Annotated in this window: 15 protein-coding genes; 7 read left to right on the forward strand and 8 right to left on the reverse strand. The window is 69.6% G+C overall.

Annotated features, from left to right (window positions below; all coding sequences use genetic code 11):
• The first annotated feature begins 106 nt into the window (after positions 1-106).
• Genes ABD648_RS18920 through ABD648_RS18940 form a run of 5 tightly spaced genes read left to right on the forward strand, consistent with a single transcriptional unit; the run spans position 107 to position 5,091 of the window.
• Complete coding sequence (locus tag ABD648_RS18920; protein ID WP_282216476.1) at positions 107-1,462, forward strand: glutamine synthetase family protein; 1,356 nt, start codon at positions 107-109, stop codon at positions 1,460-1,462.
• Positions 1,443-2,195, forward strand: a complete 753-nt coding sequence (locus tag ABD648_RS18925; protein ID WP_282216477.1) for a gamma-glutamyl-gamma-aminobutyrate hydrolase family protein — start codon at positions 1,443-1,445, stop codon at positions 2,193-2,195. Before ABD648_RS18920 ends, ABD648_RS18925 begins: the two co-directional genes overlap by 20 nt.
• Positions 2,192-3,553, forward strand: coding sequence for an aldehyde dehydrogenase family protein (locus ABD648_RS18930; RefSeq protein WP_282216478.1), 1,362 nt, complete (start codon positions 2,192-2,194; stop codon positions 3,551-3,553). Before ABD648_RS18925 ends, ABD648_RS18930 begins: the two co-directional genes overlap by 4 nt.
• Positions 3,554-3,592: 39 nt before the next feature.
• Complete coding sequence (locus ABD648_RS18935; RefSeq protein WP_282216479.1) at positions 3,593-4,372, forward strand: 3-oxoacyl-ACP reductase; 780 nt, start codon at positions 3,593-3,595, stop codon at positions 4,370-4,372.
• Positions 4,369-5,091, forward strand: coding sequence for a FadR/GntR family transcriptional regulator (locus ABD648_RS18940; RefSeq protein ID WP_282216480.1), 723 nt, complete (start codon positions 4,369-4,371; stop codon positions 5,089-5,091). Before ABD648_RS18935 ends, ABD648_RS18940 begins: the two co-directional genes overlap by 4 nt.
• A 25-nt stretch (positions 5,092-5,116) precedes the next feature.
• Here ABD648_RS18940 and ABD648_RS18945 read toward each other — a convergent pair whose 3' ends face one another.
• The 8 genes from ABD648_RS18945 to ABD648_RS18980 form a co-directional block, all read right to left on the reverse strand.
• Positions 5,117-6,016 (reverse strand): hypothetical protein, encoded by a 900-nt coding sequence (locus tag ABD648_RS18945; RefSeq protein ID WP_282216481.1) that lies wholly within the window; start codon positions 6,014-6,016, stop codon positions 5,117-5,119.
• Between the two features lie 30 nt (positions 6,017-6,046).
• Positions 6,047-6,952 carry a hypothetical protein gene (locus ABD648_RS18950; RefSeq protein ID WP_282216482.1) on the reverse strand — a complete coding sequence of 302 codons (906 nt, stop codon included), beginning with the start codon at positions 6,950-6,952 and terminating at the stop codon, positions 6,047-6,049.
• Between the two features lie 84 nt (positions 6,953-7,036).
• Positions 7,037-8,431 carry an aspartate aminotransferase family protein gene (locus tag ABD648_RS18955; protein WP_282216483.1) on the reverse strand — a complete coding sequence of 465 codons (1,395 nt, stop codon included), beginning with the start codon at positions 8,429-8,431 and terminating at the stop codon, positions 7,037-7,039.
• Positions 8,428-8,895 (reverse strand): Lrp/AsnC family transcriptional regulator, encoded by a 468-nt coding sequence (locus tag ABD648_RS18960; protein ID WP_282216484.1) that lies wholly within the window; start codon positions 8,893-8,895, stop codon positions 8,428-8,430. The genes ABD648_RS18955 and ABD648_RS18960 overlap by 4 nt, the downstream gene beginning before the upstream one ends.
• A gap of 88 nt (positions 8,896-8,983) precedes the next feature.
• Positions 8,984-10,144 carry an acyl-CoA dehydrogenase family protein gene (locus ABD648_RS18965; RefSeq protein ID WP_282216485.1) on the reverse strand — a complete coding sequence of 387 codons (1,161 nt, stop codon included), beginning with the start codon at positions 10,142-10,144 and terminating at the stop codon, positions 8,984-8,986.
• On the reverse strand, positions 10,141-10,932 hold the full coding sequence (locus ABD648_RS18970) for an alpha/beta fold hydrolase (RefSeq protein WP_282216486.1): 792 nt from the start codon (positions 10,930-10,932) through the stop codon (positions 10,141-10,143). The genes ABD648_RS18965 and ABD648_RS18970 overlap by 4 nt, the downstream gene beginning before the upstream one ends.
• A gap of 125 nt (positions 10,933-11,057) precedes the next feature.
• On the reverse strand, positions 11,058-11,972 hold the full coding sequence (locus tag ABD648_RS18975) for a sugar kinase (RefSeq protein WP_282216487.1): 915 nt from the start codon (positions 11,970-11,972) through the stop codon (positions 11,058-11,060).
• Entirely contained in the window at positions 11,969-13,177 is a 1,209-nt protein-coding gene (locus ABD648_RS18980; protein WP_282216488.1) for an MFS transporter, read from the reverse strand. The genes ABD648_RS18975 and ABD648_RS18980 overlap by 4 nt, the downstream gene beginning before the upstream one ends.
• A gap of 392 nt (positions 13,178-13,569) precedes the next feature.
• Between ABD648_RS18980 and nrdH the strand changes: the two genes are divergently transcribed.
• Entirely contained in the window at positions 13,570-13,803 is a 234-nt protein-coding gene (gene nrdH / locus ABD648_RS18985; RefSeq protein ID WP_046012882.1) for a glutaredoxin-like protein NrdH, read from the forward strand.
• 49 nt (positions 13,804-13,852) lie between these two features.
• The gene (gene nrdI, locus ABD648_RS18990) at positions 13,853-14,317 is read left to right on the forward strand and encodes a class Ib ribonucleoside-diphosphate reductase assembly flavoprotein NrdI (protein ID WP_282216489.1); all 465 of its coding nucleotides are present in this window, start codon (positions 13,853-13,855) and stop codon (positions 14,315-14,317) included.
• Positions 14,318-14,320 lie beyond the last annotated feature (3 nt).

A 14,320-nucleotide genomic window follows, 5' to 3' on the forward strand; every position in this document is an offset into this window, starting at 1 on the left:
TGTGACAGTCAATGGTGGTTTCGTCTACCTTTAGACGCGAAGGTGATCTACTCTGAGGGCGAAGCCGGTCGGTCGATCGCTTCACCACGACGACGGGAGCGAGAAGATGTCGGGAAACCTGAGCATCGAGCAGCTGGATGCCGGCATCGCCGCCGGCGAGATCGACACGGTGATCGTGGCCTTCGCCGACGCGCAGGGACGACTGGTCGGCAAACGGGTCTCCGCGCGCCTGTTCCAGGAGGACATCCTGCATCACGGCGCCGAGGCCTGCGACTACCTGCTGTCGGTCGATGTCGACATGAACACGGTCGACGGCTACGCGATGTCGGGATGGGACCGCGGCTACGGGGACATGGTCCTGCGCCCCGATGTCGTCACACTCCGCCGGATGCCGTGGCTCGAGGGCACGGTCCTGATCATGGCCGACCTGGTCTGGCAGAACGGCGAGCCCGTCGGGCCCTCGCCCCGCGCGATCCTCGACCGCCAGCGCGATCGCCTCGCCGAGCGGGGCTGGACCGCGTTCTCGGGAACCGAGCTCGAGTTCATCGTCTTCGACAACACCTATCGCGACGCGTGGGCCCGCAAGTACGAGGGACTGACGCCCGCGACCGACTACAACGTCGACTACAACCTGCAGGCCTCGACACGGATGGAGCCGCTGCTGCGCGACATCCGCAACGGGATGGACGGCGCCGGCATGTACTGCGAGGGCGTGAAGGGCGAGTGCAACCTCGGCCAGCAGGAGATCGCGTTCCGCTACGCCGAGGTGCGGGAGACCGCCGACCAGCACGTGATCTACAAGAACGGTGCGAAGGAGATCGCCGAGCAGCACGGTCAGGCGCTCACCTTCATGGCGAAGTTCAACGAGCGGGAGGGGAACAGCTGCCACATCCACCTCTCGCTGCGCGCGGATGACGGCACCCCGGTGATGGCGGGCGACGGCGAGCACGGGTTCAGCCCGGTCATGGAGCACTGGATCGCCGGCATCCTGGCGACGCTCCGCGAGTTCACGCTGCTCTACGCGCCCAACATCAACTCGTACAAGCGCTTCGCGAAGGGCAGCTTCGCGCCCACCGGCGTCGCCTGGGGCATCGACAACCGCACGTGCGCCCTGAGGGTGATCGGCAGTGGCTCCGGTCTGCGCGTCGAGAACCGGGTTCCCGGCGGAGACGTGAACCCGTACATGGGCATCTCGGCGATCATCGCGGGCGGCCTGTACGGCGTCGAGAACGAGCTGCCGCTTCCCGAGCGCTTCACCGGCAATGCCTACGAGGCCGGCGTCGACCACCTGCCGACGACCCTCCGGGAAGCCGCGCAGCTCTTCAGCGAGTCCACCATCGCGAGAGCCGCGTTCGGCGACGACGTCGTGGACCATTACCTGAACCAGGCGCGCATCGAGCTCGAGGCCTACGACGCCGCCGTCACCGACTGGGAGCGCATCCGTGGTTTCGAGCGGCTCTGACCCGGCACCGCTGATCGGTGTCACGACGTACCTGGAGCGGGCGCAGCAGGGGGTGTGGGATGTGCGGGCGGCGTTCCTGCCCGAGCAGTATCTGACCGGAGTGACCGCCTCCGGCGGCGTCGCGCTGCTGCTGCCACCGCAGGACCCCGATTCGGCGGATGCGGCCATCGCCGGCATGGACGGACTGATCCTCTCGGGCGGCGCCGATGTCGCCCCCGAGCTGTACGGCGAGGAACGGCATCCGCTCACCGATCCCGCTCGCGTCGACCGCGACGCGTGGGAGCTCGCCCTCTTCCGGGCGGCGGAGCGGCGGCGCATCCCGGTGCTCGCGATCTGCCGGGGACTTCAGCTCGTCAACGTGGCACGCGGCGGCACCCTGCAGCAGCATCTCCCCGAATCGCTCGGCACCGAGCGCTACCGCCTCGGCGGCGGGGTCTTCGCCGAGAACCACATCGAGGTGTCGGAGGGCACCGCGCTCGCCGACGTGCTCGGTGCGGGCGACGCACGAGTGCACAGCTATCACCACCAGGGCATCGACCGGCTCGGGGAGGGGCTGACCGCGGCAGCGCGCTCCGATGACGGACTCGTCCAGGCGTTCGTCGACACCTCCGCCGGGCACGTCGTCGGCATCCAGTGGCATCCGGAGGAGAACGCCGACGACCGGCGCCTCTTCGCAGATCTCGTCTCACAGGCTCGTGCGTTCGCCGCGCGACGGAAGGAAGAATCCCGATGAGTGCGTTCACCGTCATCAACCCGTCGACCGGTGCGGCGATCCGCGACGTCGCCCGCGCCGACATCGGAGAGACGGATGCCGCGATCGCCCGCGCCGTCGTCGCGCAGCGCCGATGGGCGGCGCTGGCGCCGGTCGCGCGCGCGGACGCGCTCCGGGCGTTCGCCCGCGCGGTCGAAGGGGCCGCCGAGGAGCTGGCCCAGCTGGAGGTGCTCAACTCCGGGCATCCGATCGGCTCCGCGCGCTGGGAGGCCGGACACGTCGCCCAGGTGCTCAACTACTACTCCGCCGATCCGGAACGCCTGTCCGGGCGACAGATCCCGGTGGCCGGCGGGCTCGACGTGACCTTCCACGACCCCTACGGCGTGGTCGGTGTCATCGTGCCCTGGAACTTCCCGATGACGATCGCCTCGTGGGCGTTCGCGCCGGCGCTCGCCGCGGGCAACGCGGTGGTGCTGAAACCGGCGGAGCTGACTCCGCTCACGGCGATCCGCCTCGGCGAGCTCGCGCTCGAGGCCGGCCTCCCCGAGGGGCTCTTCGAGGTCGTCACCGGTTCGGGTTCGGTGGTCGGTCAGCGTCTGGTCGAGCACCCGGATGTGCGCAAGGTGGTCTTCACCGGCTCGACCGAGGTGGGCATCGAGGTCGCGGCGGGCTGTGCGCGAGCGCTCAAGCCCGTGACGCTGGAGCTCGGCGGCAAGAGCTCGAACATCGTGTTCGCCGATGCGGATCTCGAACGGGCGGCGGCAGCGGTGCCCGGCTCGGTGTTCGACAACGCCGGCCAGGACTGCTGCGCGCGCAGCAGGCTGCTCGTGCAGCGCTCGGTCTACGACCGCTTCCTCGAACTGCTCGAGCCGGCGGTGGCCGCGTGGCGCGTCGGGGATCCGGGGAGCGCCGACACAGACATGGGCCCGCTCATCTCGGCCGGACATCGCGACACCGTGGCCTCCTTCCTCGACGGTGCCGACATCGCGTTCCGGGGCACGGCCCCCGCGGGGGACGGCTTCTGGTTCGCTCCGGCCGTCGTACTCGCCGACCCCGCCGACCGCATCGCCCAGCAGGAGGTGTTCGGGCCCGTCGTCGCGGTGATGCCGTTCGAGGACGAGGCCGATGCGATCCGCTTGGCCAACGACACGGTGTACGGGCTCGCAGGCTCCGTGTGGACCGAGAGCCTCGGACGCGCCGTGCGCGTGACGCGCGGCGTGCGCAGCGGAGTGCTGTCGGTGAACTCGCACTCCTCGGTGCGCTACGCGACGCCGTTCGGCGGTATGAAGGCCTCGGGCCTCGGACGCGAGCTCGGTCCGGACGCCGCCGAGCACTTCACCGAGACCAAGAACGTCTTCTTCGCGACCGATGAACTCTGATCGCGTCGCACTTCACACCCAACGGAGCGGAGAACCCACATGAGCATCGATCTGACCCAGCGACTGAAGGACCGTGTCGCCATCATCACCGGCGGCGCGAGCGGCATCGGGTTCGCCACCGCCGAGCGTTTCGCCGCCGAGGGCGCGTTCGTCGTGATCGCCGACGTCGATCCGGCGACGGGGGAGGCGGCCGCGGCGAAGGTGGGCGGGGTGTTCCGCCCGGTCGACGTCGCCGACGAGGCCAAGGTGAACGCGCTGTTCGACGGCGTGGCGGCGGAGTTCGGCCGCATCGACATCGCCTTCAACAACGCCGGCATCTCGCCGGCCGACGACGACTCGATCGAGACGACCGAGCTGCCGGCGTGGGATCGGGTGCAGGATGTGAACCTCAAGAGCGTGTACCTGTGCAGTCGCGCGGCGCTGCGTCACATGGTTCCTGCCGGGCGCGGCTCCATCATCAACACCGCGTCGTTCGTCGCTCTACTGGGTTCGGCGACCTCGCAGATCAGCTACACGGCGTCGAAGGGCGGCGTGCTGGCGATGTCGCGCGAGCTGGGCGTGCAGTTCGCGCGGCAGGGGGTGCGCGTGAACGCGCTGTGCCCCGGGCCGGTGAACACGCCGCTGCTGCAGGAGCTGTTCGCCAAGGATCCGGAGCGCGCGCAGCGGCGACTCGTGCACGTGCCGATGGGGCGCTTCGCGGAGCCGGCGGAGCTCGCGGCTGCCGTGGCCTTCCTCGCCTCGGACGACTCGTCGTTCATCACCGCGAGCGCGTTCGTCGTCGACGGCGGGATCACCAACGCCTACGTCACCCCGCTGTGAACGACCCCGACGGCGACCTCGTCGAGGTGCGGAAGGCGGTCTACCGGCCGCTGCGGCGCGGCAACGCCCTCGAGGATGCGGTCGCCCGTCTCGTGCAGACGATCCGTCTCGGCGTGGTCGCTCCGGGCGAGTCCCTGCCTCCGGAGCGCGAGCTCGCGGCGTCCTTCGGCGTGAGCCGAGACACCGTGCGCGACGCCATCCGCGAGCTGGCCGACACCGGCTACCTCCTCACCCGGCGGGGCCGGTACGGAGGGACTTTCGTCGCGGATCCGCTGCCGCAGCCGTCGGGCGCCGGCGCTGCCACCGCGGAGAGGATCGACGATGTCCTCGGCCTGCGTCGGGTTCTCGAGAGCGGTGCCGTGCGCGCAGCGGCGAGCCGATCCCTGGATGCCGCGACCCGTGCCGACCTGTGGGCGCGGCACGAGGCGGCGCTCCCCGCGGGACCCGACGAGTACCGACGCCTCGATACCCTGCTGCATCTCGCGATCGCCGAGGCCGCAGGCATCCCTTCGCTCGTCGCACTCGTGGCGGAGAATCGCGCCGACGTCAATGCCTGGCTCGACACGTTCCCGCTGATGCCACGGAACATCCAGCACTCGGGGGAACAGCACGAGAGCATCGTCTCCGCGATCCTCGCCGGACGTCCGGACGCGGCCGAGGCGGCGATGCGCGATCATCTCGCCGGATCCGAGGCGCTGCTGCGCGGCTTCCTGATTTGAGGGCCCGGCGGCTCACGTCACCGGATCAGCGGTCGTCGTATCCCCAGCGGATGCCGAGCGCGCCCGGACCGAAGTCCCGACGCGTCTGATGCACCGAGGCCTGCGGTCGGAGCGGGCTGTACTCCGTCCCGTCCGTCGACTCGGTCCGCTCGAGCTCGTCGAGCCAGTCCGGGACCGCGTCCTCATGGAATCGCGTCCACAGGACGAGGTCGCGGATGGGACGCACGACGAAGGCGCCGGTCTCGGGCTGCGAGGTGTACTCCCCGTGCCCTTCCATCGTGACCTCGATCATCGTCGTCGCGCCGAGCGTGAGCGGCTGGTCGAGCTTCAGCACGTATGCGTACACGTGCTCGCTGACGTGGAGGTGATCGCGGACCATCCGGGCCCCTCGTACCGTCATCTCCGGGCGGTCGATGGTGTCCTCCGTCGACAGCAGCGTGTACGTCACGTGGTCGACGGTCTTGGGGATCACGGACTGGATCAGGGTCTGGGCGGCGCGCCGGCGCAGGTAGCCGTCGGCGGACACATCTGCGATCACATGCGTCGAGAGTTCCCGGGTGATGTCGAGCGGCGGCGCATCGAGGATCTCGAGCGTCTCGGACAGCGCCCGGGTGACCTGCTCCTCCGTGAAGGGGTTGCGGGGTTCGTGCAGCGCTCCCAGCCGCACCCGCTCCGGCACCAGGCCGCCGAGAGCCCCCGGCGGCATGCTGAGCAGTCGTTCGATGTCCTCGACGGCAGCGAGCGAGGCCGCTCCCTCGGGCGTGCGCTCCCCGGAGCGCCAGTAACTGAGGGTCGCGATCGAGACGGGGTTGGCGCGGGCGACCAGTCGGCGCTGCAACGACGAGAGCGAGATGCCGCTCGCGGTGAGCGCCGCTCCGAACGCACTGCTGAACGAGTCTTGTCCGTCGGGAACCTCCGCTGCCATTCCAGCCTCCTCTCCCCGACGATAGTCCCGTCAGCGGTCGAACCCCCATCGGATGCCGAGGATGCCCGGCCCGAAGTCCCTTCGTGCCAGGTGGATCGATTCGCCCGGCGTCAGGGGCCGCGACACCAGGCCGTCGCTCTCGGGAGTGCGCTCGAACTCGGAGATCCAGTCCGGGACGGCATCCCGGTGGAAGCACGTCCACAGGACGACGTCGCGGATGGACCTCATCACGAAGGCCGTGGTCTCGTCCTCGGCCGGCTGGACTCCCGCCGTCGGCGGAGGGACCGTCATCTCGATCTCGAGCATCGCCGTCGCACCCATCACGAGCGGTCGATCCAGACGGAGCACGCAGGCGTAGACGTGCTCGCTCTCGTGGAGGTGCTCCCGGACCAGCGCCGCTCCGCGGATCTTGCACTGCGGTCGGCGGACGATGCTCTCGGCGGACATCAGGGCGTAGGTCATCTCATCGACGAACGGCGCGACCGCCTGCACGAGAACCCGAGCGGTGCGGCGGCGGAGCAGTCCGTTCTCGTCGACCGTCGAGACCACATGAGCGGAGAGCGATCTGGTCGCCTCGATCGGCGGTGCGGCGAGCAGCCTCAGGGTCTCGGCGGCGGCCGCGACGACCTCGGATTCTGTGAAGGGGTTCTGCGCGGGCGCGAGCGAACCCAGACGCGCGCGCCTGCTGACGAGGTCGAGCAGTGCGCCCGATTCGAGGTCGAGCAGACGCTCGATGTCCTCCAGGGCGGTCAGCGACCGGAGCCCGTCGGGGTGCCGAAGCCCGGAGCGCCAGTAGCTGAGGGTCGCGATCGAGACCGGGTTCGCGCGGTCCTCGAGCCGTCGGTGCAGCCACGTGAGCGAGACCCCTCGCGCGGTGATCACCGCGGAGAAGGCGCGCGCGAACGCCGTCTGATGTTCGTCCCCCGTGTCGAGCATGATGTCTCCCCGGCGCCACCGTAGCGCCGGGGAATGCGGCCGCGTCCGCGCGACCCGATATGCTGCGTCACCGCCCGAAGACGGTCAGAGCACCGCCTGCGCGCGCGTCAGGACGTCGCGGAGGATCTGCTCGATCTCCCGGAATTCCGCCGGGCCCGTGGTGAGCGGGGGAGCGAGCTGGATGACGGGATCACCGCGGTCATCCGCGCGGCAGTACAGGCCGGCCGAGAAGAGAGCGGGGGAGAGGAAGCCGCGCAGCAGCCGCTCGGACTCGGCGTCGTCGAACGTCTCCTTGGTGCTCTTGTCCTTCACCAGCTCGATGCCGAAGAAGTAGCCGTCGCCGCGCACATCGCCCACGAGGGGAAGGTCGAGCAGCTTCTCGAGCTCGGCGCGGAACAGCGGAGAGTTCTCCTGCACGCGCTCGTTGAGTCCCTCCTCGTCGAAGATCGCGAGATTCTCCAGCGCCACCGCCGCAGACACAGGGTGTCCGCCGAATGTGTAGCCGTGCGGGAACGACACGTCGCCGTGGGAGAAGGGCTCGTAGATTCGGTCGCTGACGATCGTGGCGCCGATCGGGGAGTAGCCGCTGGTCATCCCCTTGGCGCAGGTGATCATGTCGGGCACGTAGCCGAGGCCCGTGCAGGCGAAGGTGTGACCGAGTCGCCCGAAGGCGCAGATGACCTCGTCCGAGACCAGCAGCACGTCGTGGCGATCACAGATCTCGCGCACGCGGGCGAAGTATCCGGGAGGGGGCGGGAAGCATCCGCCCGAGTTCTGCACCGGCTCGAGGAATACCGCGGCGACAGTGTCCGCACCCTCGAAGAGGATCATCTCCTCGATGCGGTCGGCCGCCCAGCGTCCGAAAGCCTCGAGGTCGTCGGCGGGCGCACCCATCTCGGCTGCGCGGTAGAAGTTGGTGTTCGGCACCCGGAAACCCCCGGGCGCGACGGGCTCGAACATGGCCTTCATCGCCGGGATGCCGGTGATCGCGAGCGCTCCGTGCGGCGTGCCGTGATAGGCGACGGCACGCGAGATCACCTTGTGCTTGGTGGGCTTGCCCTGGAGCTTCCAATAGTGCTTGGCCAGCTTCAGTGCGGTCTCCACGGCCTCGCCGCCGCCGGTCGAGAAGAAGACCCTGTTGAGATCGCCCGGTGCCTCGTCCGCGAGTCGGTCGGCCAGTTCGATCGCGGCGGGGTGCGCGTACGACCAGAGGGGGAAGAACGACAGCTCGGCGGCCTGCGCGGCGGCGGCCTCGGCGAGCCGGCGGCGGCCGTGACCTGCATTCACCACGAAGAGGCCGGAGAGACCGTCGAAGTACTCCTTGCCGGAGGAGTCCCAGATCCGGTGCCCATCGCCCTTGACGATGATCGGCACGCCCGATTCCGCCATCGTGGACTGACGGGTGAAGTGCATCCAGAGATGGTCCTTCGCCATCGCCTGCAGCGCGGATTCCGACGGCGTCGTGCGTGTCGTGGTCATCTGGTCCCCCAGTTGTAGAGCTGCTTCTGCAGCTTGGCGTAGATGAAGGTCTCCGTCGACACCACACCCTCGATCGGCCGGATGACGTCGTTGATCAGGGCCAGCAGCTGGTCGTCGTCCTCGCAGACGACCTCGGCGAGCACGTCGAACGCGCCGACCGTGATCACGACGTAGTCGATCGCGTCGACCCGGGCGATCGCCTCGGCCACGATCCGCGTGTCTCCGGAGACGCGGATGCCGATCATCGCCTGGCGATGGAAGCCGAGCTGCATCGGATCGGTCACCGCGACGATCTGCATCACACCGGATTCGGTGAGCCGCTGCACGCGCTGCCGCACGGCTGCCTCGCTCAGACCGACCACGCGGCCGATGTCGGAGTAGGAGCGGCGTCCGTCCTCCTGGAGCAGCTCGATGATCGTCTTGGCGACCGCGTCGAGCGAGGGGTTCTTTTTCGCCGAACTCATGGTGCGATCTTCGCACTCGGCGGCTCGCTCGGCAACCGATTCCGCGGCCGCAGACGGAGCCGGGGCGCGATATCGGCAGGATGGCGGTTCAGCCCTCCAGCGGACCCAACCACGCGGACGCGGCGGTGGCGTGGGCGGATTCCGGGTCGGAGGGGTGGAAGGCGCCGGCCAGGACGTCGCGGTAGAGGCGGGACAGCTCGTTGGCGGAGAAGTAGGAGCCGCCGCCGCCGACGAGCATAGCCTGGTCGACGACCCGCTTGGCCATGGTGATCGCCCGGTGCTTCACGCCGGAGAGGAGCGAGAACCACCGGGCGCCGTTGTCGACACGGTCGTCGACATCACGCGCGAGGGCCGCGATCTGGGGCGGCAGGGCGTCATAGTCGAGCGCCATGTCCGCGATCCGCCAGCGGATGTCGGGGTCCTGGCTGTACGCGGCGCCGGTCTTCTTGGAACGGCGCTTCTCGGCGGCGAGCACGGAGAGCTCGAGCGCGCGGCGCGCGATGCCCGTGTACACCGAGGCGAGCAGGATCTCGAACACCGAGAAGATGCCGAACACGATCGGGTCGGGACTGGGACCGGGATCGATGCGGCGCACCACGTGCGCGGCATCCGCGGTCGCCCCGTCGAGGCGGGTGGTCCGGCTCTGCGTGGCGCGCATGCCGAGCGTGTCCCAGTCGTCGCTCGTGGCGACGGCATCCGTCCGCTCCACGAAGGCGAACACGAGCTTCGGGGCATCCGCGCTCGTGGTGTCGAGGCCGTGCAGCCCCAGCCGGGTCCAGACCGGAGCGAGCGAGGTGAAGATCTTGGTGCCGGTGAAGGAGTAGCCGCCGCTGCCGTCGGGGACGGCCGCGGTGTCGCTGCCGAACAGAACCAGGTCGTTCCCGCCCTCGCTGATCCCGAACGCGAAGACCTCACCGGCGACGGCGCCGTCCTGCACGAACTCCAGTCCGGGCACGCCGCGGTCGGAGAACACCTTGGCCACGCCGGTCCAGACGAGGTGCATGTTGATCGCGAGGGCTGTGGCCGGGGCCGCGCCGGCGAGCCGTTGCTGCAGGATCGCGGCCTGGGCGAGGGAGAGCCCGGCACCGCCGCGCTCGGCCGGGACCAGGATCGAGAGGTATCCGGCGGCGCGCAGCTCGTCGAGGTCCTGCTGAGGGAACGTGTTCTCGCGGTCGTGGATCGGTGCGCGCTCGCGGATCCGCTCGAGCAGATCGTCGGGGAGGTACGTCGTCGGGTCGAACGCGGTCACTTCGACTCCCTCCGGTCGCTCAGTACATTGCACTTCAGGGCCTCCAGGAGCTGGCGGATGGATTCCTCGGGCTTGTCGCGGTGCAGGGAGTGCCCGGCGCCCTCGACGACCGACATCGTGAACCGGGGATTGGCGGCGAGCACCTCGGCGGCCAGGTCGCCGGTGAAGATGCTGTAGACCGCGGGGTCGGCGGCGATCACATGCGTGGGGACGGTCAGGCGCTCCGCCTGCGCCCGCACATCCCACGGCTGGTTCTGGACGCTGGTCTGCTCGACGGCCCAGGCGCTCGCGCGCAGCACGGCATCGACCTTCAGCTCCTGGTCCTGCGGATGCCAGTGCGGATGCTCCTGCTGCACGACCTCGAGTCGGGTGTCGGCGAAGGCGCGTTCCTGGCTCCTGCGCACGATCGACGCGTCGCGTCCGCCGACATGGATCGCCGGGTCGATGAGGACGAGGCGCCGGGTCCACTCCGGATCGGATGCCGCGGCCACCGTGCTGGCAGCCCCGCCCAGCGAGTGGCCGACGACCGCATCCCATGCGCCGCCCGCGTCGGGCCTCGTCGCCGCGAGGTCGGCACCGAATGCGGCCACCGAGTAGTCGAGGGCGCGTGGGGCGTCGCCGTGACCGCGGAGATCGACCGCGACGGCGCACCAGCCGGCCTCCGCGAGCGCGTCTCCGAGGCGCCACATGAGCGCGGCGGAGGAGCCGAGACCGTGCACGAGGAGCGCGCGGCGGGCGGCCGACGGGTCGCCCCAGGAGATGCGGGGGAGGCGGAGCGGTGCGGTCATGCTCTCAGCCTAGAACCGTGCGCGGCGTCGGTGCGCTCCCCGAGGATTTGCGCACCAGGAAAGGACGGATGCCGACGATTCGCCCTTCTCAGGCGTGCAACACCTCGCCGAGTGTGCGGCGCCGATCAGTCGATCGGAGGCATGTCCGCGTGCGTCACGAGGACCCTGGCCGCCGCGGAGTGCCCCGCCGCGAGACGCTCGTCCAGCGGCCGTTCCTCGAGCGTGGCCGCGAGGAACCCGGAGGCGAAGGCGTCGCCAGCGCCGACCGGTTCGACCACGTCGACCCGCGGCGCCGGCACGAAGACGGGCTCCGCGCCGTGCGCGAACGCGGTCGCTCCGACATCCCCGTCCTTCACGACGAGCAGCGGGCAGTTGGGCAGGAAGGCGCGGATCTCGTCCGGCGTGACCGTGCCCCAGATGCGTTCGGCCTCGTCGCGTCCGACGAAAGTGATGTCGGCGGCGTCGGCCAGACGGGCGAGGGTCGCGGACGCGTGCTCGCGGGACCAGAGGGGACGCCGGTCGTTCACGTCGAACGACACGGCCGCGCCCGCCGTGCGGGCGTCGGCGAAGAGCTGGTCGACCATGCGCAGGCACGTGTCGGAGAGAGCCGGGGTGATCCCCGTCGTGTGCACGATGCGGACGCCCGCGAGGTGTTCGGCCGAGAGGAATCCCGGCGCCATCGCGGCGGCCGCGGAGCCGCGACGGTAGTAGTAGACGGACGAGCCGTCCGCGCCCGGGTCCTTGAACATCACGCCGGTCGGTGCATCTGTGTCGCGCTCCACCCAGAGCTCGACGCCCCGTCTGCTCAGCTCTGCCGCGATGCGGTCGCCGAGCGGATCGGCGCCGAGCCGGGAGGCCCACGCCGCTCGATGGCCGGAGAACGCGATGCCGGCCGTCACGTTCGACTCCGCTCCCGCGAGTGAGATGGTCGCGGTCTCCGCCGTGGTCAGCGCGGCGCCGACCGGCGTGATCAGGGCCATGGTCTCGCCCACGCAGACGATCTCGGGCGCGGGGGACGACGGGGTGCGGGGGATGCTCATGAAGGGGTGACCGCCAGGGGTTCGGTATCAGGATGGGGACTCGCGTCGCGGTGACGCAGATCGGGGAAGGAGCGCACGAAGACGACGGCGACGATGAGGCCGACGGCGGCGAACAGCGTCGCGGCGAAGTACGCGCCGCGCCAGTCGCCGAGGTCGACGAGGAAACCCGCGACGGCGGACCCCGCGGCGGCGCCGATGAGCTGGCCGGTTCCGGCCCAGCCGAAGGCCTCGGCGGTCTCGGAGAACTTGACGCTGGCCGAGGTGATCGCGAACAGGACGGCGAGAGCCGGGGCGATGCCGATGCCGGCGAGGACCAGGGTGCCGCCGAGCCAGAACACGTTGAGCATGACCATCGTCAGGGCGAGGCCGACCGTGACGATCAGCAGCCGCCGCGCCATGGCCCACGGGCCGATCGGGATGTGTCCGAACGCGAGGCCGCCGACGAGGCTGCCGACCGAGAACACGGCGAGGACGAGGCCGGCCGTCAGGCTGCCGTGCTCGAACGTCGCGACGACCCCGACCTCGACGGCCGCGCAGGCGCCGATCAGCAGGAAGCCGATCACGGTGGCGAGCAGGACGGGCGGCTTGAGCACGACCTTGCCCAGCGGGTTGCGGCTGCGGGGGATCCGGACCCGCCCGACCTCGGGGGAGAGGATGAACCACGCGCCGCCGCCGACCAGGATGATCGCGACGAGCAGCAGCCCTTCCACGGTTCCGATCTGCGTGGAGACGAGCGTGATCACGACCGGTGCGAGGATCCAGATGATCTCCTGCAGAGAGGCGTCGAGGGAGAACAGCGGCGTCAGCTGCGACGAGTTGACGAGCTTGGGGTAGATCGTGCGCACGGCGGCCTGGATCGGCGGCGTCGAGAGCCCGGCGATCATGCCGAGGACCATGTAACCGGGCACGTTCAGGGGGAGCAGTGCCAGACCGAGCACGGCGACGACGCAGATGCTGAGCGTCAGAGTGATGACGCGTCGCATCCCCCACACGCCCATCCAGCGGCTCGTGATGGGGCCGGCGACGGCCTGCCCCACGCTGGTCGCCGCGAGGACGAGGCCGGCGGCGCCGTAGCTGCCGGTCTGCTGCTCGACGTGCAGGAGGATGGCCAGCGACGACATGCCGTTGGGGAAGCGCGCGGTCAGCTGTGCGGCGATCATGCGCGCCACTCCCGGCGTGCGAAGAAGATCCCGGTATCCCGCCACCAGACAACGGTACCGGGCACGGGCGACCGGCGTCGAAGCGGGCTTCGGTGCGACACGCCGACGACACGCCGAAGGGCGAATTCCACAGGCGATCGGATGTCCGAAGCCCGGCGTAGCTTGCCACCTGTGGATGAATCTCTCACAGGTGGCTCCCAGCCGCGGATTCTCGGGCTTCGAGGGGCTCTCCGACAGAGGTCGACCTGTGGAAGAAACGGTGGAGAACCTGTGTTGTAACAGGGGAGAGCGGTGGAAAACTACACGGATGTAACTACTACCCCTTGTGGTCGCCCTCAATGTCGGCACCCATATGTAGTATTGAACTCCCGGCGGGGGGTCTGCCGGAAAAAGTCGCCTGATGAGAAGCAGGCCAGAGATTTGAGGGGTCAGAAAAGATGTCGATCACGGTCTACACCAAGCCTTCCTGCGTTCAGTGCAACGCGACGTACCGGGCGCTGGACGCCAAGGGCATCGAGTACGAGATCCATGACCTCTCGGAGGACCCGACGGCCCTGGAGCAGGTCAAGGCGCTCGGCTACATGCAGGCGCCGGTCGTCGTCACCGACGAGGACCACTGGTCGGGCTTCCGTCCCGACAAGATCGCCGAGCTCGCGACCCGCCTGGCCTGATCCCCACCACCTGATCCCTCGACAGGCTCAGGAACCCAAGGAGAGAACTATGAGCGCCGCCGTCGCAACCGCCGCGCCGCTCCTGGTCTACTTCTCCAGCGTCTCGGGTAACACCGCGCGCTTCGTAGAGAAGCTCGGGCTCCCCGCTCGACGCATCCCGCTCCACCGGCAGGAGGGCGACCTCGTCATCGACGAGCCGTTCGTGCTGGTCACCCCCACCTACGGCGGGGGCGAGGGGCGCGGCGTCGAACGCGGGGCCGTGCCCAAGCAGGTGATCCGGTTCCTCAACGACGAGGCCAACCGGCGTCACATCCGCGGGGTCATCTCCGCAGGCAACACCAACTTCGGCGATTCCTTCTGTCTCGCCGGCGACATCATCAGCCGCAAGTGTCACGTGCCCCACTTGTACCGGCTCGAAATATTCGGCACACAAGACGATGTTGATCGCGTGAGCGACGGATTGGAACGACGGTGGGAATTGCAGTCGAAGAGCACGCAGAGCGTGACGCAGTGACCG

The organism is Microbacterium luteolum (assembly GCF_039533965.1).
Lineage (GTDB): Bacteria > Actinomycetota > Actinomycetes > Actinomycetales > Microbacteriaceae > Microbacterium > Microbacterium luteolum.

Bases quoted from the DNA above. Each gene is read 5' to 3' on its own strand.
- ABD648_RS18920 (WP_282216476.1), top strand. From the start codon at position 107: ATGTCGGGAAACCTGAGCATCGAGCAGCTGGATGCCGGCATCGCCGCC.
- ABD648_RS18930 (WP_282216478.1), top strand. From the start codon at position 2,192: ATGAGTGCGTTCACCGTCATCAACCCGTCGACCGGTGCGGCGATCCGC.
- ABD648_RS18935 (WP_282216479.1), top strand. From the start codon at position 3,593: ATGAGCATCGATCTGACCCAGCGACTGAAGGACCGTGTCGCCATCATC.
- ABD648_RS18945 (WP_282216481.1), bottom strand. From the start codon at position 6,016: ATGGCAGCGGAGGTTCCCGACGGACAAGACTCGTTCAGCAGTGCGTTC.
- ABD648_RS18950 (WP_282216482.1), bottom strand. From the start codon at position 6,952: ATGCTCGACACGGGGGACGAACATCAGACGGCGTTCGCGCGCGCCTTC.
- ABD648_RS18955 (WP_282216483.1), bottom strand. From the start codon at position 8,431: ATGACCACGACACGCACGACGCCGTCGGAATCCGCGCTGCAGGCGATG.
- ABD648_RS18960 (WP_282216484.1), bottom strand. From the start codon at position 8,895: ATGAGTTCGGCGAAAAAGAACCCCTCGCTCGACGCGGTCGCCAAGACG.
- ABD648_RS18970 (WP_282216486.1), bottom strand. From the start codon at position 10,932: ATGACCGCACCGCTCCGCCTCCCCCGCATCTCCTGGGGCGACCCGTCG.
- ABD648_RS18975 (WP_282216487.1), bottom strand. From the start codon at position 11,972: ATGAGCATCCCCCGCACCCCGTCGTCCCCCGCGCCCGAGATCGTCTGC.
- nrdH (WP_046012882.1), top strand. From the start codon at position 13,570: ATGTCGATCACGGTCTACACCAAGCCTTCCTGCGTTCAGTGCAACGCG.
- nrdI (WP_282216489.1), top strand. From the start codon at position 13,853: ATGAGCGCCGCCGTCGCAACCGCCGCGCCGCTCCTGGTCTACTTCTCC.